Annotated in this window: 23 protein-coding genes and 1 tRNA gene; 12 read left to right on the forward strand and 12 right to left on the reverse strand. The window is 67.5% G+C overall.

The genetic code is table 11. The annotated features are described in order from the left end of the window. Nucleotides 1–64: 64 nt before the first annotated feature. From BLQ70_RS05585 to mnmA, 4 genes are all read right to left on the reverse strand, one after another. A complete protein-coding gene (locus BLQ70_RS05585; RefSeq protein WP_091856194.1) occupies nt 65–250 on the reverse strand; it encodes an Arm DNA-binding domain-containing protein in 186 nt (61 codons plus the stop codon). A 162-nt stretch (nt 251–412) separates the two neighbouring features. Next, nucleotides 413–489 (reverse strand) — tRNA-Met (locus tag BLQ70_RS05590). A gap of 67 nt (nt 490–556) precedes the next feature. Continuing rightward, the gene (locus BLQ70_RS05595) at nt 557–1,213 is read right to left on the reverse strand and encodes a class I SAM-dependent methyltransferase (RefSeq protein WP_091856195.1); all 657 of its coding nucleotides are present in this window, start codon (nt 1,211–1,213) and stop codon (nt 557–559) included. 37 nt (nt 1,214–1,250) lie between these two features. Further along, the gene (gene mnmA, locus BLQ70_RS05600; RefSeq protein ID WP_091856196.1) at nt 1,251–2,435 is read right to left on the reverse strand and encodes a tRNA 2-thiouridine(34) synthase MnmA; all 1,185 of its coding nucleotides are present in this window, start codon (nt 2,433–2,435) and stop codon (nt 1,251–1,253) included. A gap of 252 nt (nt 2,436–2,687) precedes the next feature. Here mnmA and BLQ70_RS05605 point away from each other — a divergent pair, with 252 nt between their 5' ends. The 8 genes from BLQ70_RS05605 (at nt 2,688) to flbD (ending at nt 10,598) form a co-directional block, all read left to right on the forward strand. Further along, the gene (locus BLQ70_RS05605) at nt 2,688–4,181 is read left to right on the forward strand and encodes a flagellar hook-length control protein FliK (RefSeq protein WP_139163493.1); all 1,494 of its coding nucleotides are present in this window, start codon (nt 2,688–2,690) and stop codon (nt 4,179–4,181) included. Between the two features lie 15 nt (nt 4,182–4,196). Next, a complete protein-coding gene (locus tag BLQ70_RS05610; RefSeq protein ID WP_091856198.1) occupies nt 4,197–4,859 on the forward strand; it encodes a flagellar hook assembly protein FlgD in 663 nt (220 codons plus the stop codon). 107 nt (nt 4,860–4,966) lie between these two features. Next, nucleotides 4,967–5,242, forward strand: coding sequence for a CtrA inhibitor SciP (sciP, locus tag BLQ70_RS05615; protein ID WP_038359348.1), 276 nt, complete (start codon nt 4,967–4,969; stop codon nt 5,240–5,242). Nucleotides 5,243–5,443: 201 nt separating this feature from the next. Next, nucleotides 5,444–7,141 carry a flagellar basal-body MS-ring/collar protein FliF gene (gene fliF, locus BLQ70_RS05620; protein WP_091856199.1) on the forward strand — a complete coding sequence of 566 codons (1,698 nt, stop codon included), beginning with the start codon at nt 5,444–5,446 and terminating at the stop codon, nt 7,139–7,141. A gap of 14 nt (nt 7,142–7,155) precedes the next feature. Then, nucleotides 7,156–8,235 (forward strand): flagellar motor switch protein FliG, encoded by a 1,080-nt coding sequence (gene fliG, locus BLQ70_RS05625; RefSeq protein WP_061969603.1) that lies wholly within the window; start codon nt 7,156–7,158, stop codon nt 8,233–8,235. Between the two features lies 1 nt (nt 8,236). After that, entirely contained in the window at nt 8,237–8,827 is a 591-nt protein-coding gene (locus tag BLQ70_RS05630) for a FliH/SctL family protein (protein WP_091856200.1), read from the forward strand. An 11-nt stretch (nt 8,828–8,838) separates the two neighbouring features. Next, the gene (gene fliN / locus BLQ70_RS05635) at nt 8,839–9,189 is read left to right on the forward strand and encodes a flagellar motor switch protein FliN (protein ID WP_061969600.1); all 351 of its coding nucleotides are present in this window, start codon (nt 8,839–8,841) and stop codon (nt 9,187–9,189) included. A gap of 44 nt (nt 9,190–9,233) precedes the next feature. Then, on the forward strand, nt 9,234–10,598 hold the full coding sequence (gene flbD, locus BLQ70_RS05640; protein ID WP_091856201.1) for a sigma-54-dependent transcriptional regulator FlbD: 1,365 nt from the start codon (nt 9,234–9,236) through the stop codon (nt 10,596–10,598). 12 nt (nt 10,599–10,610) lie between these two features. Here the strand turns inward: flbD and BLQ70_RS05645 are convergent, their stop codons facing one another. The 3 genes from BLQ70_RS05645 to BLQ70_RS05655 form a co-directional block, all read right to left on the reverse strand. Next, nucleotides 10,611–10,934 (reverse strand): hypothetical protein, encoded by a 324-nt coding sequence (locus BLQ70_RS05645; protein ID WP_210184246.1) that lies wholly within the window; start codon nt 10,932–10,934, stop codon nt 10,611–10,613. 137 nt (nt 10,935–11,071) lie between these two features. Continuing rightward, nucleotides 11,072–12,514 carry an MFS transporter gene (locus BLQ70_RS05650; protein WP_091856203.1) on the reverse strand — a complete coding sequence of 481 codons (1,443 nt, stop codon included), beginning with the start codon at nt 12,512–12,514 and terminating at the stop codon, nt 11,072–11,074. Nucleotides 12,515–12,584: 70 nt separating this feature from the next. Then, the gene (locus BLQ70_RS05655; protein WP_139163494.1) at nt 12,585–12,869 is read right to left on the reverse strand and encodes a hypothetical protein; all 285 of its coding nucleotides are present in this window, start codon (nt 12,867–12,869) and stop codon (nt 12,585–12,587) included. A 224-nt stretch (nt 12,870–13,093) separates the two neighbouring features. On the opposite strand from BLQ70_RS05655, the gene flhA reads away from it, so the two are divergent. Next, the gene (gene flhA / locus BLQ70_RS05660; RefSeq protein ID WP_091856204.1) at nt 13,094–15,223 is read left to right on the forward strand and encodes a flagellar biosynthesis protein FlhA; all 2,130 of its coding nucleotides are present in this window, start codon (nt 13,094–13,096) and stop codon (nt 15,221–15,223) included. Between the two features lie 83 nt (nt 15,224–15,306). Continuing rightward, on the forward strand, nt 15,307–16,194 hold the full coding sequence (locus BLQ70_RS05665; RefSeq protein ID WP_091856205.1) for a DMT family transporter: 888 nt from the start codon (nt 15,307–15,309) through the stop codon (nt 16,192–16,194). Between the two features lie 59 nt (nt 16,195–16,253). Here BLQ70_RS05665 and BLQ70_RS05670 read toward each other — a convergent pair whose 3' ends face one another. Both BLQ70_RS05670 and copM read right to left on the reverse strand, forming a co-directional pair. After that, on the reverse strand, nt 16,254–17,291 hold the full coding sequence (locus tag BLQ70_RS05670; protein WP_061969590.1) for a lysylphosphatidylglycerol synthase transmembrane domain-containing protein: 1,038 nt from the start codon (nt 17,289–17,291) through the stop codon (nt 16,254–16,256). Between the two features lie 159 nt (nt 17,292–17,450). Continuing rightward, nucleotides 17,451–17,834, reverse strand: coding sequence for a CopM family metallochaperone (gene copM, locus BLQ70_RS05675; protein ID WP_091856206.1), 384 nt, complete (start codon nt 17,832–17,834; stop codon nt 17,451–17,453). 193 nt (nt 17,835–18,027) lie between these two features. Between copM and BLQ70_RS05680 the strand changes: the two genes are divergently transcribed. Continuing rightward, nucleotides 18,028–18,642: a GNAT family N-acetyltransferase gene (locus BLQ70_RS05680; protein ID WP_091856207.1), complete on the forward strand. Its 615-nt coding sequence runs from the start codon at nt 18,028–18,030 to the stop codon at nt 18,640–18,642. A 54-nt stretch (nt 18,643–18,696) separates the two neighbouring features. Here the strand turns inward: BLQ70_RS05680 and fliJ are convergent, their stop codons facing one another. After that, entirely contained in the window at nt 18,697–19,101 is a 405-nt protein-coding gene (gene fliJ, locus BLQ70_RS05685; RefSeq protein ID WP_061969585.1) for a flagellar export protein FliJ, read from the reverse strand. A gap of 338 nt (nt 19,102–19,439) precedes the next feature. Between fliJ and BLQ70_RS05690 the strand changes: the two genes are divergently transcribed. Then, nucleotides 19,440–20,657, forward strand: coding sequence for an MFS transporter (locus tag BLQ70_RS05690; RefSeq protein ID WP_170843331.1), 1,218 nt, complete (start codon nt 19,440–19,442; stop codon nt 20,655–20,657). A gap of 7 nt (nt 20,658–20,664) precedes the next feature. On the opposite strand, the gene BLQ70_RS05695 is transcribed toward BLQ70_RS05690, so the two are convergent. Continuing rightward, nucleotides 20,665–21,018: a DUF1304 domain-containing protein gene (locus BLQ70_RS05695; RefSeq protein ID WP_091856209.1), complete on the reverse strand. Its 354-nt coding sequence runs from the start codon at nt 21,016–21,018 to the stop codon at nt 20,665–20,667. 31 nt (nt 21,019–21,049) lie between these two features. Continuing rightward, nucleotides 21,050–22,396: a flagellar protein export ATPase FliI gene (gene fliI / locus BLQ70_RS05700; RefSeq protein ID WP_061969580.1), complete on the reverse strand. Its 1,347-nt coding sequence runs from the start codon at nt 22,394–22,396 to the stop codon at nt 21,050–21,052. Between the last annotated feature and the right edge of the window lie 15 nt (nt 22,397–22,411).

The raw sequence follows: 22,411 nt of genomic DNA on the forward strand, positions 1-22,411 counted from the left end.
GGCTGCGCTATCCAGACCGGCTGAGCCGACCGCGTTGGCGCCGAGGCCAACCGCACACTAACATTCAACCTGGACCTCTCGGCGGGGGCGGATCAGCCAGCTTCTTTTGCTTCCCGTCGAACCGATAAGCCATGCGCCAGAGCTTCGCCCCGTTCGGCATGATCCACAGTTGAAGGCCGCCGCCGTCCGAAAGCTTGGTCACTTTCGGCTGGGCCTTCGCGTTCTTAATCGCTGTGTCGGTCAGCGGCATGTTGGCCTCGCGTCTGATGGCCTTGGGCTGTGGCCATCAGGAAGGCCAACAAATGGCGCGACTGTCAACGAACGCCCATGAACATCACTGACAAGGTAAGACGCAAAAACCGGCCTGTTAGGGCCGGTTTCGGTCGTCTGTGAATGTCGGTGAAGAGAAGTTTGGTAGCGGGAGAGGGACTTGAACCCCCGACACGCGGATTATGATTCCGCTGCTCTAACCAGCTGAGCTACCCCGCCACAGGGTCGGAACCGGCAGAGCCGGCTCGTCGTCGAGGCGCGATATAGGCGTCGTGAGCGGGGTGCGTCAAGCCTTGGATTGCGCGTTATCGGCAGAAGCCAGCTTGCGCAGCCGGACGACCTTGAAATAGCCGCGCCCGACATGGGCCGCCTCGTAGCGGCCCGTCGCCTGCGCCCAGTCGGTCAGCCGGCTGACCTTGAAGTCGGAGCTCCAGCCGATCGCCTTCGACAAGGGCGCGACCGCGCTCCAGAACGGCGCGAGCAGGCCGCCATCGTCGACGAGACGGCTCGATATGATGATCTCGCCGCCGGGCTTGAGGACGCGATCCATCTCGGCCAGCGCCTGCTCCGGATCGGGGACGAGCGTGATCACGAATTGCGCGGTGACCGCATCGAAGCATTCCTTCCCGAAACCGAGCCGGCAGGCATCCATCACCATCAGCCCGTGGACATGGTCAAGCTTCTGGCTCTCGACCTTGCGGTGGGCGACCTTGAGCATGTCGAGCGACAGGTCGGCGCCGAAGACGCGCGAGTCCGGCGTGAAATAGGGCAGGGTGAGGCCGGTGCCGACGCCGATCTCGAGGATGTCCGGGCCGCAGGCACAGGCCGCTTCGACCGCCTCGCGCTGCGGGCGCGCCAGCATGCGCTGATAGATCCGGTCGTAGAACTTGGCCCAGGTCGCATAGACGCGCTTCTGGCCGTCGAGGTCGTAGGTCACCGGCATGGTCTGGAGTCCGAACGGAAGAGCGGGGCCTGAGCGATCAGGACAGGGCGAGCGCGGCCGGTGAGGGCGCGGCCGGCAAGGCGAGTGGGCGGCGCAGGATGGTGCCGCCGCCCAGCACGCGGGAGCCGGGTCCGGCATCGGCGTAGATCACGCAGGCCTGACCGGGCGAAACGCCCTCCTCGTCGCTGGCGAGTTCGATGCGCAGGCCGTCCTCGTCGCGGAAGAGGCGGGCTTCGCGCGGGGCGCGGGTCGAGCGGACGCGCACGGCGACGTCGAGCCCTTCCTGCGGCAGGGCGTCGAGCGGCATCTCGCCAAGCCAGTTGAGATCGCGCAGGCGGATTTCGCCGACGCTCAGCGCCTCGCGCGGGCCGACGATGACACGGGCGTCATCGGCATCGAGACGCAGGACATAGAGCGGCTCGCTCGCGCTGATGCCGAGCCCCTTGCGCTGGCCGACGGTGTAGTGGAGCACGCCGTCATGATGGCCGAGGATGCGGCCGTCGAGATGAACGATGTCGCCGGGGCGGGCGGCGCCGGGCTTCAGCCGCTCGATGACGTCGGCATAGCGGCCGTTCGGCACGAAGCAGATATCCTGGCTGTCGGGCTTGTCGGCGATGGCGAGGCCGAGCTCGGCGGCGAGCGCACGGGTCTGCGCCTTGTCGATATGGCCGAGCGGGAAGCGCAACAGGTCGAGCTGCTCCTGCGTCGTGGCGTAGAGGAAATAGCTCTGGTCGCGGCTCGCATCCGCCGCGCGGAACAGGCCGCGATGGCCGTCGCCGAGGTCGCGGCTGAGCACGTAATGGCCGGTCGCCAGCGCATCTGCGCCGAGCTCCTTGGCGAGATCGAGCAAGTCGCGGAACTTCACGGTGCGATTGCACTCGACGCAGGGGATCGGCGTTTCGCCGGCGAGGTAGCTTTCGGCGAAGCGCTCGATCACCGCATCGCGGAAGCGGCTTTCGTAGTCGAGTACGTAATGCGGGATGCCGATGGTCTCGGCGACGCGGCGGGCGTCGTGGATGTCCTGGCCGGCGCAGCAGGCGCCGGCGCGATGCACCGCGGCGCCGTGATCGTAAAGCTGGAGCGTGACGCCGACGACGTCATAGCCCTCGCGCTTGAGCAGGGCCGCGACTACTGAGGAATCGACGCCGCCGGACATCGCCGCGACGACGCGTGTCGCCGCGGGCGGCTTGGCGATGTCGAGGGAATTGCGGAAAGCGGTCATTCTCGGCTGGGTCGTCGCTGGCTCGGGGGCTGGCGCGGGCATTCGGCGCATCTGCGGGCTCTATACCGGCTTTGGCCGGGCGCCGCCAGCAGGATCGGCAAATCCTGCCGGCCTGGGCCGGAAAACCGGGCTCATCTTGCCCGCTTGCTGCGGGGCATCGGCGCTAAGGCCTTGATTCAGAAAGGGCCGTTTCTGGCTTGCAACTTGCTGGGCTGGGTCGGGCGCGTTGTTGCCCGCGTCACGGGACCGTTCATGCCGATCCAGTCTGTGTTCACTCATCAGGCCTCTGCCGAAGCGCCGGCCACCCGGTCGCGCGCCGGTCAGGCGGAGCCGCAGGAGACTGGCGAGGTCTTCGTTCTGCCGGAGGCGGAGGCGACTGTCGCGGGGACGGTGAAGGCCGCGGCGGCCGCGAAGGTCGCTGCCACGGCGGAACCGGCTGCGACCAACGAGACCGGCGGCGCCGACCAGATCGTCGACCCCGCGAAGGTGAGCGCGCGACTCGATGGGCTCCAGCCGACTGCCGTGCCGGCGGCGCCTGCTCCGGCGGGCAAGCCTGCACCGCAAGCGGCGAAGGCCGATGCGAGCGGGATCGCGTTCCTGATCGCGATGGCGGCCGCCCAGGCGGGCGCCCGGACCGAAGCTGCCGGCGAGGAACCGGCGGCGGAGCCCGGGGAGGTTGCGGGCGAGGTCCGCGAGGGCGCGACCAAGAAAGACGGCAAGGCGGCCGTCGAGGACAAGGGCGAGATCGCGGCGGCGGCTGCCGCTCCGGTGGCCGAAAGTCCTGCCGCGGCGACGCCGGCGGTGGTCGTGATCGCACCTGCTCTGCTTCAGCAGGGGCCATCGATCGCCATCGATGCGGCTGCGGATGATGCTGCGGAAGCGGTGTCGAGCGAGGGCGCGACGAAGACGGGCGCAGCGAAGCCGGCGCTTGCCGCAGCAACCGCGGGACTGCCGCTGATTGCGGCCGCGGCGCCGGAACAGCCGCAGGCGGGGATCGCCGCGGCTGCCGAGGGCAAGGCTGCGGCAGGTGGCGTGCAGGCTCTCGGAACGGTCGGGCAGGGTGCGCAGGAATTTGCGGACGTCCTCGCCAAAGCCGACCAGCCGGCTGCCGCCAAGGGCGCGCAAGCTCCCGCCCAGGACAAGGCGCTCGACGCTCTTCAGCAGCAGCCGGCCGCCCCGTTCGATCTCTCGACCCTGCTGCAGCAGGCGCCCGGAAAATCCGGGCATGACCGGCTGCTTCAGCCCTTCGATCCGAGTGCTGCGCCGGGCGCGGCTCCCGGCACTCCGGGGCAGAGCGCGGCGAACGGCCAGCCGACGCCGATCCATGTCGTGCCGATCGAGATCGGCCTGCGCGCGATGTCGGGCTCGCGGCAATTCGATATCCGGCTCGATCCCGATGAGCTCGGCCGCGTCGACGTCAACCTGTCGATTTCCGACGCGGGCGAGGTCAGCGCCAGGCTGGTCGTCGACCGCGTCGAGACGCTTCACCTCCTGCAGCGCGATGCGCGCACGCTGGAACGCGCCTTCGAGCAGGCCGGGTTGAAACCGTCCGATGGCGGCGTCGACATCTCCCTGCGTGACCCGTCCGACCAATCGGCCTTCCGCCAGAACCGCCAGCAGGACGAGGCGCCGCAGCGCCCGCGCCAGCCGAACGGCAGCGAACTCGCCGAGGACGTCCCCCTTTCCATCGACCCCGCCCCGCAGCGCCGTCTCATCCGGCTCGGCGGCGTCGATCTCAGCATCTGAACGAGGACCAGCGCCATGGCGGTTTCCGGAACCAGCGGCACATCGGGCAGCAGCACCAGCGGCGTGACCGGCTCCACGAGCGGGATCGCCAATAATTTCGACCAGTTCCTGACGCTGCTGACGACGCAGCTCAAGAACCAGTCGCCGCTGGACCCGCTCGACACCAACCAGTTCACGGCCCAGCTCGTGCAATTCGCCGGCGTCGAGCAGCAGCTCCGGACCAACGAGACGCTCGGCTCCCTGCTCAGCCTCAGCGCTGCCGGGACGGCGACGAACGCGGTCGGCTTCATCGGCGCCACGGTCACCGCCGATGGCACGACGACCCGGCTGATCAACGGCAAGGCCGACTGGAAGGTGAACATGGCCTCGGCCGGCACCGCCACGATCACCATCAAGGATTCGAAGGGCAGCGTCGTCCAGACCCTGACCAAGACGCTGACCGCCGGCGACCAGACCTATAGCTGGGACGGCTCGACCTCAGTCGGAACCGCGGCGCCGGACGGCGAGTACAGCATTACGATCGATGCCAAGAACGTCGCCGGTGAGAGCGTCACGGCGAAGACGCAGATCAGCGGCGTGGTCGACGGCGTCGACTTCACCTCGTCGATCCCGATGCTCAAGATCGGCTCGATCAGCATCCCGATCGACAAGGTCAAGAGCGTGGTCCGCAGCGAGTGACCGGCTGCGAATCAGTCGTGGACATCCGGAGTGATCGTTTTAGCCAATTCTTAAAGCCGCCCGCCTATGATGCCCTCAGTAGCTCTGTTGAGTTGTGTGAGAGTACCATGACCGAGCCATTGCGACCGCGGGTGAAATACGTGATCGGACCGGACGGAAGTCCGCTGACGATCGCGGACTTGCCCCCGATGAATACCCGGCGCTGGGTCATCCGGCGAAAGGCAGAGGTGGTGGCAGCCGTGCGCGGCGGGCTGCTCAGCCTCGAAGAGGCGTGCCAGCGCTATACGCTGACCGTCGACGAGTTCCTGAGCTGGCAGATGTCGATCGACCAGCATGGCCTCGCCGGCCTGCGGACGACCCGGATTCAGCACTACCGCCAGTAAGAAACAGATATTCACGTTTCTTTTCAAAGGCGTCGGCCCGAACAGGGCCGGCGCCTTTGGCGTTTGCGCGAACCTCCGCCTGGAAAGTTTAACGATCCGCATCCAAAAATTAACCGGCCGCTAACCATGCACTGGGAAAAACTTGCCTAGTGGGTCGGAGCAGGTGCGCCGTCCCTGCGATTCTGTGGGACGGATGACGGCGTGAGCGGCCTGATCGAGCAGTTTGCCAAATTCGGCGCGGCGCGCCTGGCGGCCATGCTGGCCGTCACGCTGGTGCTCGTCGGCTTCTTCGGCTTCGTCATGCTCAAGATGTCCCAGCCGGCGATGAGCGTGCTGTTCGCGGACCTCGGGAGCCAGGACGTCAGCGCCATCCTCAAGGATCTCGACGCCCGCGGCATCAACTACGAATTGCGCGGCGACGGCCAGACCGTGCTGGTGCCGAAGGCCGACGTGCCGCGCCTGCGCCTCGACCTCGCCAGCAAGGGCATCCCGGCCGGCGGCGGCGTCGGCTACGAGATCTTCGACAAGGGCGATGCCTTCTCCTCGACCAGCTTCGTCCAGAACATCAACCACCTCCGGGCGCTGGAAGGCGAATTGTCGCGCACGATCCGTTCGATCGGGCGGGTGCAGGCCGCGCGCGTCCATCTCGTCATTCCCGAGCGGCGGCTGTTCGAGCGCGATCGCGAGGCACCACGCGCCTCGATCGCGCTCAAGCTTGCGGGCGATCTCGATGCAGCGCAGGTCCGGGCCGTGCGCCATCTCGTCGCCTCGGCCGTCGATGGGTTGAAGCCGGAGCGGGTGTCGATCGTCGACGAGCGCGGCAGGCTTCTGGCGGACGGTGCCCAGAGCGACCAGGGCCTGATCGGGCTCGGCATCGAGGAGCGCCAGACCGCGATCGAGAAGCGCCTCAAGGCGCAGGTCGAGGATATCGTCGCCAGCGTCGTCGGCTACGGCCGGGCGCGGGTGCAGGTCTCGGCCGCGCTCGACACCAACCGCGTCGAGAGCCGCTCCGAGAGCTTCGATCCGGAAAGCCGGGTCCTGCGTTCCAGCCAGAACCGGACCGAGGCCTCGACGACGAACGAGGGCGGCAACGGCACGGTGACCGTCGGCAACGAATTGCCGGGTGCGCAACAGGCGCAAGGCGCGCAGCAGAACCAGCGCGAGAATTCCTCCAAGAACGAGGAAGTCGCCAATTACGAGATCTCGCGCACGACCCGCACCGAGGTGCTGGAGGGCGGGCGGGTCAAGAAGCTCTCGGTCGCCGTCCTTGTCGACGGCAACTACAGCCGCAGCCCGGCCGGCGAATTGTCCTACCAGCCCCGCAACAACGAAGAGCTGGAGCGGATCGGCGAGCTGGTGCGCACCGCCGTCGGCTTCGACCAGGGACGCGGCGACAAGGTCGAGGTCGTCAACCTGCGCTTCGCCGAGGCGCCGCCGCCCCCGGCCGAACTCGCCGAGCAGTCGCTGATGCAGCAGCTCACCTCCTTCACCAGGGAGGACCTCGTCCGTTTCGCCGAGCTCGGCGTGATCTCGCTGCTGACCCTGATCGTGCTGATGACCGTGGTGCGCCCGCTGCTGAAGCAGGTGCTGGCCTCCGACAACGGCAATGTCCGCGCGATTCCCTCCTTCATGCGTAATGGCACGGTCCTCGCGGGCCCGCCCGGCGCGACGGGAGATCCGGCCGGCAGCGGGCGGGCGGTGGCCATGGCCGGTTCCGATGCCGAGGCGCTGGCCGTGGAAATGGACCCTGCGCCCTCCGAGCGGATGCTGGCGATCGCCCAGGTCAAGGGGCAGCTCAAGGCGCAGTCCGTGGAAAAGATCGGGGCTCTGGTCTCGCAGAACCCGTCCGATTCGGTGGCGGTGCTGCGGAGCTGGATCCACGAGAAGTCGGCAGCGTGACGGAGCGCTGAACCATGGCCGAGACCCGATCCATCGCAACGCGCAATACCGGTTTCCAGGACGCCATCGAGGGCGGCGGCTTCGGCGTGACCACCGTCGCCGAGATGAGCGGCCCGCAGCGCGCCGCCGTCATCCTGCTGGTGCTGGGCGAGGAGCACGGCCGCGCGATCTGGCAGGAGTTCGACGACGACGAAATCCGGATCATCACCCGCGCCATGGCCGAGCTCGGCACCGTCGATGCGGACGAGGTCGAACGGTTGATGCTCGACTTCGTCGGCAAGCTCTCCAGCGCCGGTGCCGTCACGGGCTCCTTCGACCGGACGATCTCGCTGCTCGAGAAAATCCTGCCGACCGATCAGGTGGCGCTGATCATGGAGGAAATCCGCGGGCCGGCCGGCCGCAACATGTGGCAGAAGCTCGGCAATATCGACGCGGTGGTGCTGGCGAACTTCCTCAAGAACGAATATCCGCAGACCATCGCGGTGATCCTCTCGAAAATCCGGCCCGAGCATGCCGCGAACGTGCTGCGCAACCTGCCGAACGATCTCTCGATCGAAGTCGTGGGGCGGATGCTGCGGCTGGAATCGATCCAGAAGGAAGCGCTCGACCATATCGAGAATACGCTGCGCACCGAATTCGTCTCGACGCTGACTCAGACGCGCCGTCGTGACCCGCACGAGATGATGGCGGAAATCTTCAACGGCTTCGACCGGCAGACCGAGATGCGCTTTCTCTCGGCGCTCGATGCCTCGAACCAGGAATCGGCGGAGCGCATCCGGGCCCTGATGTTCACCTTCGAGGACCTCGCCAAGCTCGACCCGGCCGGCCTGCAGACGCTGATGCGCCAGGTCGACAAGGACACGCTGGCACGTGCGCTCAAGGGCGCCAGCCAGTCGATGAGGGACTTCTTCTTCGGTGCGATGTCGCAACGCGCGTCGAAGAACATGCAGGACGACATGGAGGGCCTGGGTCCGCTGCGCCTCAAGGAGGTCGACGAGGCCCAGACCAAGCTCGTCCAGATGACCAAGGACCTGGCCGACAAGGGCGAGATCGTGCTGTCCAAGGGCAACGCCGACGACGAACTGGTTTATTGAGATGGCTGCTGCGACCAAGTTCATGTTCGGGACGGATTTCCGCGAAGGAGGCCGCAAGGCCGCCGGGGAGGCCGATCTCGCCGCCGCCCGCGCGGAAGGTTTCCATGCCGGGCAGGAGCACGCGCATCGCGAGGCGCAGAGCCAGCTCACCGGCCTGACGGGGCAGCTCGCACGTTCGGCCGAGCGGCTTTTCGCGCAGGAAGCGGCCCGTACCGCTGCGATCGAGGAACATGCGGCGCAGGTCGCGATCGTGACGGCGAAGGCGCTGGCCGGCGCCGCGCTTGCGGAAAAGCCGCTGGCGGCGCTGTCGGGGGCGATCCGGGAGTGCTTGAGCCATGCCCGCACCGCGCCTCATCTGGTCCTGCGCGTCCATGAGAGCGTGGTCGAGGCTGCCGAGGAGCTGGTCCGCAAGCTCGCGATGGAACACGGCTTCTCCGGCAAGCTGATGGTGCTCGGGCAATCCGACATCGCGCCGGGCGACGGGCGCATCGAATGGGCGGAGGGCGGTTTCGTCCTCGACAGCCAGCAACTCACGGCCCTGGTCGAACAGGCGGTCGCCCGCGTGTTCGGCCATGGTCATGCGGAACCATGAAGGTCTGAGCCATGAGCCAGCAGAACGATCTCAACCTGCCGCCGCTGAACCAGGCCGACCTGTCCTTCGACCAGGGCGATATGTCCGTCGCGCGCTCGGGGCCGGTGCCGGTGAAGACGGCCGAGGACCTGGAACAGGTCTTCGACGTGCCGGTCACGGTGTCCGCGGTGCTGGGCTCCTCGAAGGTTGCGGTCGGCGACCTGCTCCAGATCGTGCCGGGCGCGGTGCTGGAACTCGACCGGCGCGTGGGCGAGGCGATCGACATCTTCGTCAACGAGCGGCTGGTCGCGCGCGGGGAGGTCGTCGTCGTCGAGGACCGCCTGGGCGTGACCATGACGGAAATCATCAAGGCGGACCGGTGAGAGCCGATCGCGCCATACTGACAAAGAACAGAAGGACCTGAGCCATGCGCCTCATCATCGCCGGCGGTCTCAAGGGACAGATCATCGCGGCCGCCAAGATCGCCATGTCGCATGGCGCGGCCGTGACCCATACCGAAAGCCTCGACCAGACGCTCGCCGTGCTGCGCGCCAAGGGCGCCGATCTGCTGATGATCGACGTCGTGCAGCCGATCGCGGCCTATGTCGCGGCGCTGGAGGCCGAGCGCATCCGCACGCCGATCGTCGCCTGCGGCACCTCGACCGATACGCGCGCCGCCGTCGCGGCGATCCAGGCCGGCGCCCGGGAATATGTGCCGTTGCCGCCCGATCCGGAGCTGATCGCGGCGGTGCTGGAGGCGGTCGCCGCCGACCAGTCCCGCCTGATCTGGCGCGACCCGGCGATGGAACGTGTCGTGCAGCTCGCCTCGCAGATCGCCCGCTCGGAAGCGCCGGTGCTGGTCACCGGCGAGAGCGGCACGGGCAAGGAGGTGATCGCCCGCCACCTGCACCAGAAATCGGGGCGCAAGGACCGGCCCTTCGTGGCGGTGAACTGCGCGGCGATCCCTGACAACCTGCTCGAATCCGAACTGTTCGGCCATGAGAAGGGCGCCTTCACCGGCGCCATCGCGCGGCGCATCGGCAAATTCGAAGAGGCCAATGGCGGCACGCTGCTGCTCGACGAAATCTCGGAGATGGATGTCCGCCTGCAGGCCAAGCTCCTGCGGGCGCTGCAGGAGCGCATGATTGACCGGGTCGGCGGCACGCAGCCGGTCAAGGTCGATATCCGGATCATCGCGACCTCGAACCGCAACCTCGCGGACGCGGTGCGCGACGGCGCTTTCCGCGAGGATCTGCTCTATCGGCTCAATGTCGTGCACCTGCGCCTGCCGGCGCTGCGCGAGCGGCCTGGCGATATCCTTGTCCTGGCGGAGCATTTCGCCAGGAAATACGCTGATCTGAACGGCCTGCCGCCCCGGCCGATCGCAGCCGATGCGCGTAAGCTCCTGCTGGCCGGCGCCTGGCGCGGCAATGTGCGCGAGCTGGAGAACACGATGCACCGGGCGGTGCTGCTGGCGAGCGGGCCGGAGATCGCAGCCGCCGCCGTGCTCAGTCCGGAAGGGGAGGCGTTGGCGCCGGCTCCGTCGCGTGATCCCGCGGCGCGCGCGGCCCAGACCGCCGAGGCGATGACGCGTTCGCTGGTCGGGCACACCGTCGCCGATGTCGAGCGCGAGTTGATCCTCGACACGCTCGACCACTGCCTGGGCAACCGGACGCATGCGGCCAAGATCCTGGGAATCTCGATCCGCACGCTGCGCAACAAGCTCAGCGAATATACCTCGGCCGGAATCACCGTCGCCGAGCCGGGTCAGACGCGCATCAGCGCGGCCTGACCCGGAAAAGGCTTACCAGTAGCGCCTGCGGTAATAGCGCGGGCGGGCGTAATAACGCGGACGGTAGTAGCGCGGGCGGTAGTAGCGCGGCCGCACGTAATAACGGGGGCGTGCGTAGTAGCGCGGCCGGCGATAGTAGTAGTACTGGCTGAACTCGGCGTCGGTCTTGTCGAGCGCCTCCTTCATCTCGGCGGTAACGGCCTCGTCGCCCTGCTTGGGCTCGGCATCCGGCAGCGGTGCCAGCTTGGGCTGGGCTGCTTCGGCGGCGGCGATGCCGCCCATGCCGGCAGCGGCAAAGCCACCGACCAGTGTCATCAGGAATGAGCGTCTGTCCACGACGGCCTCCAGGCTGTTGTCACCACATCTCCCACGGCATTCTTAGACAGGGAATGCCAGTGTGGGATAATGCATTTAAATGATGCTTTGTTCCATCGGGCCGGCTTTCGCGCGCTATGGTTACGGGCGGGCCATGGTCAATCGACCGCATTGAGCGGCCGCGCCACGCTTTCGAGCGGCTGGCGTTCCGCACGGATCGCGAAACGCGCGGCAATGGCCGCCGCCGCCAGCATCAGCGCCGCCCCCAGCAGATAGCCGCCGAAGACGCTGCCGCGCGACCCGGTATCGATGAGGATGCCGAAGAGCCAGGGGCCGGCGATGCCGCCTGCGCCGGTGCCGACCGCATAGAACATCGCGATGGCGAGCGCCCGCATCTCGACCGGGAAGGTTTCGGAGACCGTGAGATAGGCCGAACTCGCCGCGGCCGAGGCGAAGAAGAAGACCACGCTCCAGCACAGGGTGAGCTGCGAGGCGGTGAGCCAGTCCCTCCAGAAGAGATAGCCGGTCCCGGTCAGCAACAGGCCCGACAGCGCGTAGGTCGCGGCGATCATCACGCGGCGGCCGAGCGTGTCGAAGAGCCGGCCGATCAGGAGCGGACCGAGGAAGTTGCCGGCGGCGAAGGGCAGGATGAACCAGCCGATATTCTGCGAGGGCACGGCGTAAAAATCGGTGAGGATCAGCGCGTAGGTGAAGAAGATCGCGTTGTAGAAGAACGCCTGTGACAGCATGAGCGCCAGCCCGACCAAAGCGCGCTCGCGATGCGCCACGAAAAGCACGTGGAAGACCTCGCCGAGCGGTGTCGCGGCGCGCGGGCGCAACCGGGTCAGGGGCAGGACCTCGCCGGCGGGCGGAACGAAGCCGGCGCGGCGCTCGATATCGGCGACGATCGCGGCAGCACGCTCGGGATGGCCGTGGCTGATCAGCCAGCGCGGGCTTTCCGGAATCCATTGCCTGAGGAACAGGATGACGAGGCCGAGTGCGGCGCCGATGAAGAAGGCCAGGCGCCAGCCGTATTCCGGGTCGATCCAGGCGGGGTCGAGCAGGATGATGGAGCCGAACGCGCCGAGCGCCGCGCCGATCCAGAACGAGCCGTTGATGACGAGATCGGTCCAGCCGCGCACGCGGGCCGGGACGAGCTCCTGGATGGTGGAGTTGATCGCGGTGTACTCGCCGCCGATGCCCATGCCGGTCAGGAAGCGGAAGAGGATGAAACTCGTGACATTCCAAGAGAAGGCGGTGGCGGCCGTCGCGGAGAGATAGACGAGCACGGTGATCGTGAAGAGCTTCTTGCGGCCGAGCCGGTCGGTGAGCCAGCCGAAGAAGACGGCGCCCAGCACCGCACCGGCGATATAGGCGGCACCGGCGAGGCCGATCTCGGTATTGGTGAATTTGAGGACCGGGCTTTCCTTGAGGGCGCCCGAGACCGAGCCGGCAAGCGTGACCTCGAGCCCGTCGAGAATCCAGGTGATGCCGAGCGCGGCGACGACAAGCGTATGGAAGCGCGACCAGGGCAGGCGGTCGAGCCGTGCGGGCACGTCGGTGGCGATCGTGCCTGTCTGAGCGTTGTCCGGCGCTGTCATGCCGGCTGTCCTCCTGATGATCGACGGTCAAAGGAAAGGCCGGCACCTCATGGTGCCGGCCCTGAACCGGTCAGTAGACCCAGTAAACCCGGCCGTTGCGGACCACGCGCCGCCGGCGGCGACGGTGGACCGGCGGCGGGGGCGGCCGACGGGGATGGCGCGGCCGGCGATAGTACTGGGTGAACTCGGCATCGCTCTCGTCGAGGCCGGCCTTCAGGGCCGGGTCGATGTCTCCGGCCTTGGGTTCGACAGGCGCGGGGGCCGCTTCGACCAGGTTCTTGGCCATGGCGGTGCCGCCGATGCCGGCAACCGCGAGGCCGCCGACAAGGCTCGTCAGGAAGGAACGTCGATTCAAGGTGACCTCCAATATCGTCGGGAATGGGCGAAGTCCCGCCCTCCCTGTGCCGAGTGGGGCCGGCGAATGCGGCCACAACGCGGCGTTTTGACAACCAGCCGTTCATCGGATGGTTCCGACAGGGTATTAATCCGTTTCTTAACAATTCGTTCACCATGAACCCGGCAAGAATTGCCGAGCTGCGCCCTGCTTCGGGGCGCGTGAGGCGTGGGGCGGGGCGGTCGATGACCGATGTGACGGCAGGGCAGGGCAGAGGGTTCGCCATCCCCGATCGCGGGGCGCTCGCAAAGCTGTTCAACCGTCCCGACCTGTTCCTCGCCATCGGCGTGATGGGCATCCTGGTGGTGCTCGTCTTCCCGATGCCGGCGGTCCTGCTCGACCTGATGCTGGCGTTGTCGATCATCGTGTCGGTGCTGGTGCTGATGACCGCGCTCTTCATCGAGGAGCCGCTGGAGTTCTCGGCCTTCCCGACCGTGCTGCTGATCGTCACCATGTTCCGGCTGGCGCTGAACCTCGCCTCGACGCGCCTCATCCTCGCCCATGGCCATGAGGGCACGGCGGCGGCGGGACATGTCATCGAGGCCTTCGCCGGCTTCGTCATGAGCGGCAATTTCGTGATCGGCGTGATCGTCTTCACGATCCTGATCATCGTGAACTTCGTGGTCATCACTAAAGGCTCGGGCCGCATCGCCGAAGTGGCTGCCCGCTTCACCCTCGATGCGATGCCGGGCAAGCAGATGGCGATCGACGCCGACCTCTCCGCCGGCCTGATCGACCAGGACAGTGCCAAGGTTCGCCGCAAGGCGCTGGAGGACGAATCCTCCTTCTTCGGCTCGATGGACGGCGCCTCGAAATTCGTCCGTGGCGACGCGATCGCGGCCCTGCTGATCACCTTCATCAACGTGCTCGGCGGTATCATCATCGGCGTCGCGCAGCAGGGGCTGAGCTTCGGCCAGGCGGCGACGAACTACACCATGCTCACCGTCGGCGACGGCCTCGTCAGCCAGGTCCCGGCGCTGATCGTCTCGACCGCAGCCGGCCTGCTCGTTTCGAAGGCGGGCGTGCGCGGTGCCGCCGACAAGGCGCTCGGCAAGCAGCTCTCGGGCTATCCCAAGGCGCTCGGCATGTCGGCGGCGGTGATGCTGCTGATCGCGCTGCTGCCTGGCATTCCCATGATGCCCTTCCTGTTGCTGGCCGGCGGCGCTGGCTTCCTCGCCTACCGCTTCGGGCGGGCGGCGAAGGAGCGCGAGGCGCAAGCAGGCATGACCGATGCGGCGCAGGCCGGCGGCGCGGTCGCGGCGGACGGCACGCCGCGCGAGGAGACGCTGAACGACCTCCTCAAGATGGACGAGCTCAAGATCGAGATCGGCTACGGGCTCCTCCCGCTGGTCAATGCGCCGAGCGGGCAGGACCGGCTGACCGACCAGGTCCGGGCGCTGCGCCGTCAGCTTGCGGCCGAGCTCGGCTTCGTCATGCCGGCGGTGCGCATCGTCGACAATGTCCAGCTCGAGGCGAACCACTACTTCATCAAGATCAAGGAGATCGATGCCGGCCAGGGCATCGTCTATGCCGGCCAGTACATGGCGATGGATCCGATGGGCGGGGCGGTGAACCTGCCGGGCCACAACGTGCTGGAGCCGACCTTCGGCCTGCCGGCGACCTGGATCGACGCCGCTTTGCAGGACGAGGCGCAGTTGCGCGGCTACACCGTGGTCGACGCCGCGACCGTGATCTCGACGCACCTGACCGAGGTGCTGAAGTCGAACATGCCGGAGCTGCTCTCCCATTCCGAGGTGCAGAAGCTCCTGCGCGAACTGCCGAAGGACCATGCCGACCTGGTCAAGGAGATCGTGCCGAGCCAGATCTCGACCACCGGCATCCAGCGCGTGCTGCAGCTCCTGCTCTCCGAGCGCATCTCGATCCGCGACCTGCCGACGATCATCGAAGGTGTCGCGGAGGTCGCGGCCAGCGTGCGCAACCCGCGCGAGATCGCCGAGCATGTCCGCGCGCGGCTCGCCCGCCAGATCTGCGCCCAGTTCTCCAACATGCAGGGCGTGCTGCCGATCATCACGCTGTCGCCGGCCTGGGAAGGCGTCTTCGCCGAGTCGATCATCGGCCAGGGCGAGGACCGCCACCTCGCGATGCAGCCCTCCCGCCTGCAGGAGTTCGTGCATCACGTCCGCGACAAGTTCGAGGATGCGGCGCGCATCGGCGAGATGCCGGCGCTTGTCACCTCGGCGATGGCGCGGCCCTTCGCCCGCCAGATCATCGAGCGCTTCCGCAGGGAGACGCCGGTGCTGTCGCAGGCCGAGATCCACCCGCGCGTGCGGCTCAAGACTGTCGGCAGCGTCTGACGCCTTCCCGCCTCCGGTTTCCACGGGGGCGCGATGCCCGCGGCGCAATGGTCAGCGCCCTGAGCTGCGGCTAATCGGACATCATGTCGCGCAACGCCGCCCTCTTCGCCGTCATGTGCCTCGTCTGGGGCCTGACCTGGCTACCGGTCAAGGTCGGCTCCATGCATGTCCCGCCGGTCTTCCTGGCCGCGGCGCGGTTCTCGATCGCCGGCCTGCTGATGCTGCTCTGGGCCGGTCGCGATGCTCCCAAGGTGCCTGTTGACGCCTGGCCACGGCTGATCGGCACGGCGCTGCTGCTCAACACCGCCAATTACACGCTATTGTTCTGGGGCACGAAGCATGCCCCGACCGGGCTCGCGGCCATCGTCAATTTCGCGACCATCCCGATCTACACGGTGCTGGCGAGCCGGGCGATCGAGGGTGTGCGGATCGACGGACGCAAGCTCGTGGCGATCGCGCTCGGAACCGTGGGCCTCGGCTTCCTGTTCGCGACGCGGGCGCTGGGAGGCCTTTCGGCCACGCAGGGCGATCCGATGGAGATGATCGGGCTCGCGGCGGTGGCGGCCGGTACGCTGTTCTACTGCGTCGGCGCGGTTCTCTCTCGGCCGATCGCCGGGACGATGCCGACGCTGACGCTTGCCGGCTGGCAGACGCTGATCGGCGGCATCGGCCTGACCGCGGTTACGCTCGCGCTGGAGCCGGTCGGCCTGGCCGATATCCGGGCGCTGGCGAGCTGGCCGGTGCTCCCGGCGGTGCTGTTCCTGATCGTCGGCGGCTCGCTGATGGGCTTCACCATCTATATGCGGCTGCTGCGCGACTGGGGCGCCTTTCGCGCCGGGCTCTACGCCTTCGTCAGTCCCGCCATCGCGGTTGCGGTCGGTGTCGTTGCGCTGAGCGAGCCCTTCGGCTGGTCGGAAGCTGTCGGCGCGCTCCTGATGTTCGGCGCGGCGGCAATCGCGCTCAAGCGCTGACAAGGCCTGTCAGCGCATCGGCTTGCCCCGAAAACCGGTTCCCACTTTTCGGGCCGATGCTATGGCGGCGGAGCGATGCGGGTGCTGCGCTTGAGTTGCGCCCGCTCGAAGGCGAGCACGATGGGCAGCGAGATCACCAGCGGCAGGATGAGATAGAACAGCCGCCAGATCAGCAGGGCGGCGAAGACGGCCGGCGCCGGCACGCCGGGCATCACCGCGAGGAAGACCGCCTCCATCACGCCGACGCCGCCCGGAACCTGGCTCAGGAGCCCGGCCGAGAACGAGAGCAGGAAGGCGCCGAGCACGATCAGGAAGCCCGGATTGCCCTGCTCGGGCAGCGCGAAATAGATGATGCCGGCAGCGCCCGCGAGCTCGATCGGGGCCGCGAGGTACTGCCTGGCGACGATCGGCAGGCGCGGATAGATGATCTCGAGCTTGCCGATCTTCAGCGGCTTGAACTGCAGCCAGGAGCCGATCGTGTAGAGCGCGGCGAAGGCGAGCATGCCGACGCCGATCCAGCGTGCGGTGCTGTCGGTGATCGCGAACCATTTCGACATCCGCTCGAGCGGATGCAGGATCTGCGGCTCGTAGAGCAGCACGAGACCCATCAGGAAGATCGTGCCGAAGGCAAAGGTGAAGGAGCAGAGCGCGACGAGGACCGCGACCTCGGCCGCCGTCAGGCCTTTCGCCGTGTAGGCCCGGTAGCGCACCATGCCGCCCGAGAAGACCGAGGCGCCGATATTATGCGAGAGCGCATAGGTCACGAAGGAGCAGAGCGAGATATAGGGCCAGGAGATGTTCTTCTCCTTGCCGAGATGGATCAGCGCGATGCGGTCGTACCAGGCGAGCGCAGCATAGGCGACGAGGGTCGCAAGCGCCGCGTGGAAGAAGGCGTCAGGCGGGATGACCGCGATCTTGTGGCCGATGCGGTGGGCGATGATCTTGACGCTCTGCCAGAGGCCGGCATTCTCCAGCAGCGCCTCGATCCTGGCGTCGGTTCCGGCCTCGAGCTTGAGCTTGCTCCAGAGCAATTCGACGGACCAGACGACCGCGACGAGCCCGATGATCGGCCAGAGATAGTCGAGATAACGCTTCATGGAGGCCGCGGGCTCAGGACAGGTTGGTGACGGGTAGCGGGTGGCCCACGTCGTCACCGCTGCGGCGCGAACCTTCCCCCTCTCTGCCAGCGGGGAAGGGCGAGGGCAAGCGCCCGAAGACGTTCGCCCTCGCCCAAGGTCAAGCGAGCGGAGAGACGGCTACTTGCCGTTCTTCTTCAGCCAGTCCTTCATCATCGCGACTTCCTTCTCCTGGTCGCGGATAACGTTCTCGGCGAGCTTGCGGATCTCGGGGTCCTTGCCATGGGCGAGGACGACCTTGGCCATGTCGATGGCGCCCTGGTGATGCGGGATCATGCCGCGGACGAAATCGGCATCGGCATCGCCGGAATAGGGGATGTCCATGTCCTTGTGCATCTTCATGTTGGCGTCCCGATAGGCCTTGGTCGAGGCGCTGTCGCCAGCCTTCGACGCGGCGGGCGCGCCGTGGCTGCCATGGCCGCCGTGAGGCTGCTGGGCCTGGGCCGTGCCGGCGAGCAGGCCGGCCGCCAGGAGAGCTGCCAGGGCAATGGCGGTGCGGTTCATCTGGTCTGGTCCTCAATTGGGCGTTGATGCGGAACGCACCGCAGTGGTGCTTCGATCCATCGTGATATTCGGCCGAGGAGGCGGGATGGCGCGCGATGCCGTGACGCCGGGCATGCATCGGCGTGCAGTGATCTTTCGACCTCGATCATGTCATGATCGCGGCAGATTCCTCGACGAGCCGTTGAACCCCTTCATGTCCCAGAGCCTGACCATCACCCTGACCGGAACGACCGACCTGCCGCCCGGCAAGATCGCGACGATCGTGACCTCGCTGGAAATGTTCGAACGGCCGCCGCAGCGTCCCGATCCGGCGGGCACCGAAGGTTTCTCGCTCGAACCGATCGCGCGCTCCGAGATCGCGCGCTATCTGAGCGTCTATCGGCTGCTCGGCGAGCGCTGGATGTGGTTCAGCCGCCTGACCAAGCCGCAGGCCGAGATCGAGGCTGTCTTCGCCGATCCCGCCATCACGGTTTACGCGGTTCGCTTCGAGGGGCGCGATGTCGGCCTGCTCGAACTGGATTTCCGGGTGCCGGGAGAGGGCGAGCTCGCCTTCTTCGGGCTCGACGAGCCGGTCGTGGGCAAGGGGGCGGGGCGCTGGCTGATGAACCGGGCGCTGGCGCTGGCCTGGGCCAGGCCGATCTCGCGCTTCTGGGTGCATACCTGCACGCTCGACCACCCCGCCGCGCTCGCCTTCTATCAACGCTCGGGCTTCACGGTGTTCAAGCGTGGGGTCGAGGTCGACGATGATCCGCGCCTGACCGGCAAGCTGCGGCGCGACTCCGTCACGCACCATCCCGTCATCGCATGAAAAAGGGCGGCGTCCGGAGGACACCGCCCTTTCTCTGAATTCTCCGAACCGGTCTCAGGCGCGCGAGCGCAACCCGATCGCGTCCATGGTGGCCTGGTCGCGGGCGGCTTCCGCCGCGCGCTCCGAGGCGCGCTCGCGGTCGTCGAGGATCTCGACCTTCTTCATGTCCTCGAAGGCCTCCTGCAATTCGGCCTTGGCCTCGTCGAGCTGGCCCTTCAGGTTGTCGGCCGACTGGCGCAGGTTGTCGCGGCGGCCGAGCGCGGCCTTGGCATAGGTCGGATAGGCGAAATGGGCGGGATCCGCGATGCCGGCGCGGGATTCCTCGGCCTGGATCTCGCGATCGAGATCTCCAGCCATCCGATGAAAATCGGCGATCATCATCTCGATCTGGCTTACCCGGCGACGCTTCTCGTCGACCTGGAAGCGCTTGAGGCGAAGAAGCGTCTCTCGCGACTTCATGTGGTTTTCAACTCCTGATTACGCCCTAGGCCCCCGCGCGCCCGTCAGGACACGGCAACGGCAGTCAATCCAGTTGTCATCACATCGGCTTTCGAAAGGTGGATTCCACTTTTCGGTCCGATGCTACGGGCGCCGCCGACCCCTCGACATGCGCCCGAACTCCATCCGCGAGACGAGAAGCAACATGGCGCAAGGAGGTTGACCTTTCCTTACCGAAACGGGCTGCCTTTTACGCATGATCCAGGCGCGTCGGGGCTGCTGCCACCGGTTGTCGGGATGGTCTAGTGAACGTGAGCTGCATTGGCCGTCCGGCCTCCTGCCTCCGCGGATATCCTGTCTTGGCTGCCTCTTCTCGTTTCGGCGGGCACGGTCCCCTGCTTCTCGGCCTCGCGCTGACCCGCATCATCGGCTGGGGCTCGACCTTCTATTCGCCCTCGGTGCTGGTCGGCGCACTCGATCGCGAGATCGGGCTCAACGCCGAGATCGTCTTCGGCGGCATCACCATCCTGCTCATCACCGGGGCGCTGGTCGCGCCGGCGATCGGGCGCGTGCTCGACCGCGAGGGTACGCGCCGTTCGATGTGCATCGGCGCGGTGATCTGCGCGCTCGGGCTCGCCGTGCTGTCGCAGGCCCAGGGGCCGGTGAGTTATCTCGCGAGCTGGTTCGTGATCGGGCTCGGCCATGCGATGTCGCTGGCCAATACCGGCAATGTCACCATCGCCCAGCTCATGGGCGAGCGGACGCGGCGCGTGATCGGCCTGATGATGCTGGTCACCGGCCTTGCCTCCAGCGTGTTCTGGCCTTTGACCGCCGTGCTGATGAATGCCTTCGGCTGGCGGATGACGCTCATCGTCTTCGCCGCGATGCAGCTCGTCATCGTCCTGCCGATCTACGCCGCGATCCCGCGCTACCGGCATGTGCCGGGGCCTACGGCTGCGCCGACCGCCGTTCCGGGGGCGAGCCTGGCAGGGGAGCACGGCAGCGTGGCAGCGCATTCGCGCCGGGCGGCGTTCTGGCTGGTGGCGCTCGCCTTCTCCGCGAGCGGGCTCGTCTCCTGGGGGCTGCCGCTGCACCTGATCACCCTGTTCCAGGAGGCGGGGCTGACGCAGGGCGAGGCCGTCTGGGTCGCGACGCTGAGCGGCCCTGCGACGCTTGCCGCGCGGGCCATCGACGCGACGTTGGGTGAGCGGCTGCGGGCGGAGAAGGTCGCGCTGTTCGGCCTGCTGCTGGGGCCGGCGCTGTGCCTCCTGCTGCCTTTCGTGCCGATGACGATCATGACTGCAGCGGCCTTCGTCGTGCTGTTCAGCGCGGCGCTCGGCGTGATCTCAGTTGCGCGTGCGACATTGCCGCTCGCCCTGTTCGGCCGCAACGGCTTCGCCGCGATGCTCGGCAAGCTCACCGTGCCGCAGAACATGGCGTTCTCAGCCGCGCCGCTGCTTTTCGCGGTGATGGTCGAACGGCTCGGCGCGAGCTCGACACTGATGATCTCCGCCGCGATCCAGGCGATCGGCTTCGTCGCTATGTTCGCGCTGGTGCGGATGGTGGCGCGGGGCTGAGACCCGCTCAGATCCCGGCCAGCAGCGCTGCGATGGCGAGCGCGGCGGGCAGGGCCTGGATATAGAGGATCTTGCGGCTGGCGGTCGCCGCCCCGAAGAGCCCGGCGACGAGGACGCAGGCCAGGAAGAACAGCTTGATCGCGAAGCCTTCCGCTCCAAGCCAGAGCCCCCAGGCCAGGCCGGCGACGAGGAAGCCGTTATAGAGCCCTTGATTGGCGGCCAGTACCTTCGAGCGCGCGGCGAAGTCGGGCGTGAGCCCGAAAGCCTTGTGTCCGCGCGGGGTGTCCCACCAGAGCATCTCCAGAATGACGATATAGACATGGATGAGGGCGACGAGGCCGGTCAGAAGCGCTGCGATCATCGGGCGGGCATCCTGCGGCGGGAGGCGAGCATCAGACGCTGCCGCTCATGATGGCGGCGAGGCGGGTATAGCATTCCCCCAGCGGGGTGGCGTCGTCCTTGGCCTGCTTGAGGAAGGCTTCGAGCGCGGGATGCAGGCGTATCGCCTCGTCGACCTCGGCCGAGGCCCCCTGGCGATAGGCGCCGAGCCGGATCAGCTCCTCCATGTCGGCATAGGTCGCAAGCGTGGAGCGCGCCTTCTGCACGACGGGGTAATAGGCCGGGTCGCAGGAGCGCGGCATCGTACGCGAGACCGATTTCAGGATGTTGACCGCCGGGTAGCGCCCGCGCTCGGCGATGGAGCGCTCCATCACGATATGGCCGTCGAGGATGCCGCGCACCGCGTCGGCGACGGGCTCGTCATGATCGCCGCCATCGACCAGCACGGTGAAGAGGCCGGTGATCGCGCCGTCGCCGACACCGGGGCCGGCGCGTTCGAGCAGGCGCGGCAGTTCGGCGAAGACGGTCGGCGTATAGCCCTTGGTCGTCGGCGGCTCGCCGGCCGCCAGGCCGATCTCGCGCATCGCCATGGCAAAGCGCGTCACCGAATCCATCAGGCACATCACCTGCAGGCCGCGGTCGCGGAAATATTCGGCGAGCGTCAATGTCGTCAGCGCCGCCTGCTTGCGCATCAGGGCTGGCTCGTCCGAGGTCGCGACGACGACGATCGAGCGGGCGAGACCCTGCGGGCCGAGGTCCTCCTGGAGGAACTCCTGCACCTCGCGGCCGCGTTCGCCGACGAGGCCGATGATATTGACATCGGCCTGCGCATAGCGGGCGAGCATCGAGAGCAGCACGGACTTGCCGACGCCGGAGCCGGCGAAGATGCCCATGCGCTGGCCGACGCAGCAGGTCAGGAAGGTGTTGAGGGCGCGTACGCCGAGATCGAGCGGATGGCCGACGCGGCGCCGCGCATGGGCGGGCGGGGGATCGTTGCGGAAGGCGAAGAGCGTGTCGCCCTGCGGCAGAGGCGGGCCGCCATCGACCGGGCGGCCGAGCGCATCGACGACACGGCCGAGCCAGGCGGATGTCGGTTTCAGGCCGGGCTGGGCGCGGTCGACATGGACGGGGCAGCCGCGGCGGACGCCGTCGAGCCCGCCGAAGGGCATGACCAGGGCCTTGTCGCCGGAGAAGCCGATGACCTCGCAGGGAACGCGCGTGCCCGGCGCGATCTCGATGCCGACGCGCCCGCCCAGGCTCATCGCGCCGATCGGGCCGGCAACCTCGACGAGCAGGCCGCGCACGCCGATGACGCGGCCATAGACGGTCACGCCTTCGAGATGCTCGATGGCGGACGCCAGGGCGGAGAGGCGATCGTGGCCGTGGGACGGGGAATTCATCGGGATGATTCAACT

The organism is Allobosea robiniae (assembly GCF_900102525.1).
Classification (GTDB): Bacteria; Pseudomonadota; Alphaproteobacteria; order Rhizobiales; family Beijerinckiaceae; genus Allobosea; species Allobosea robiniae.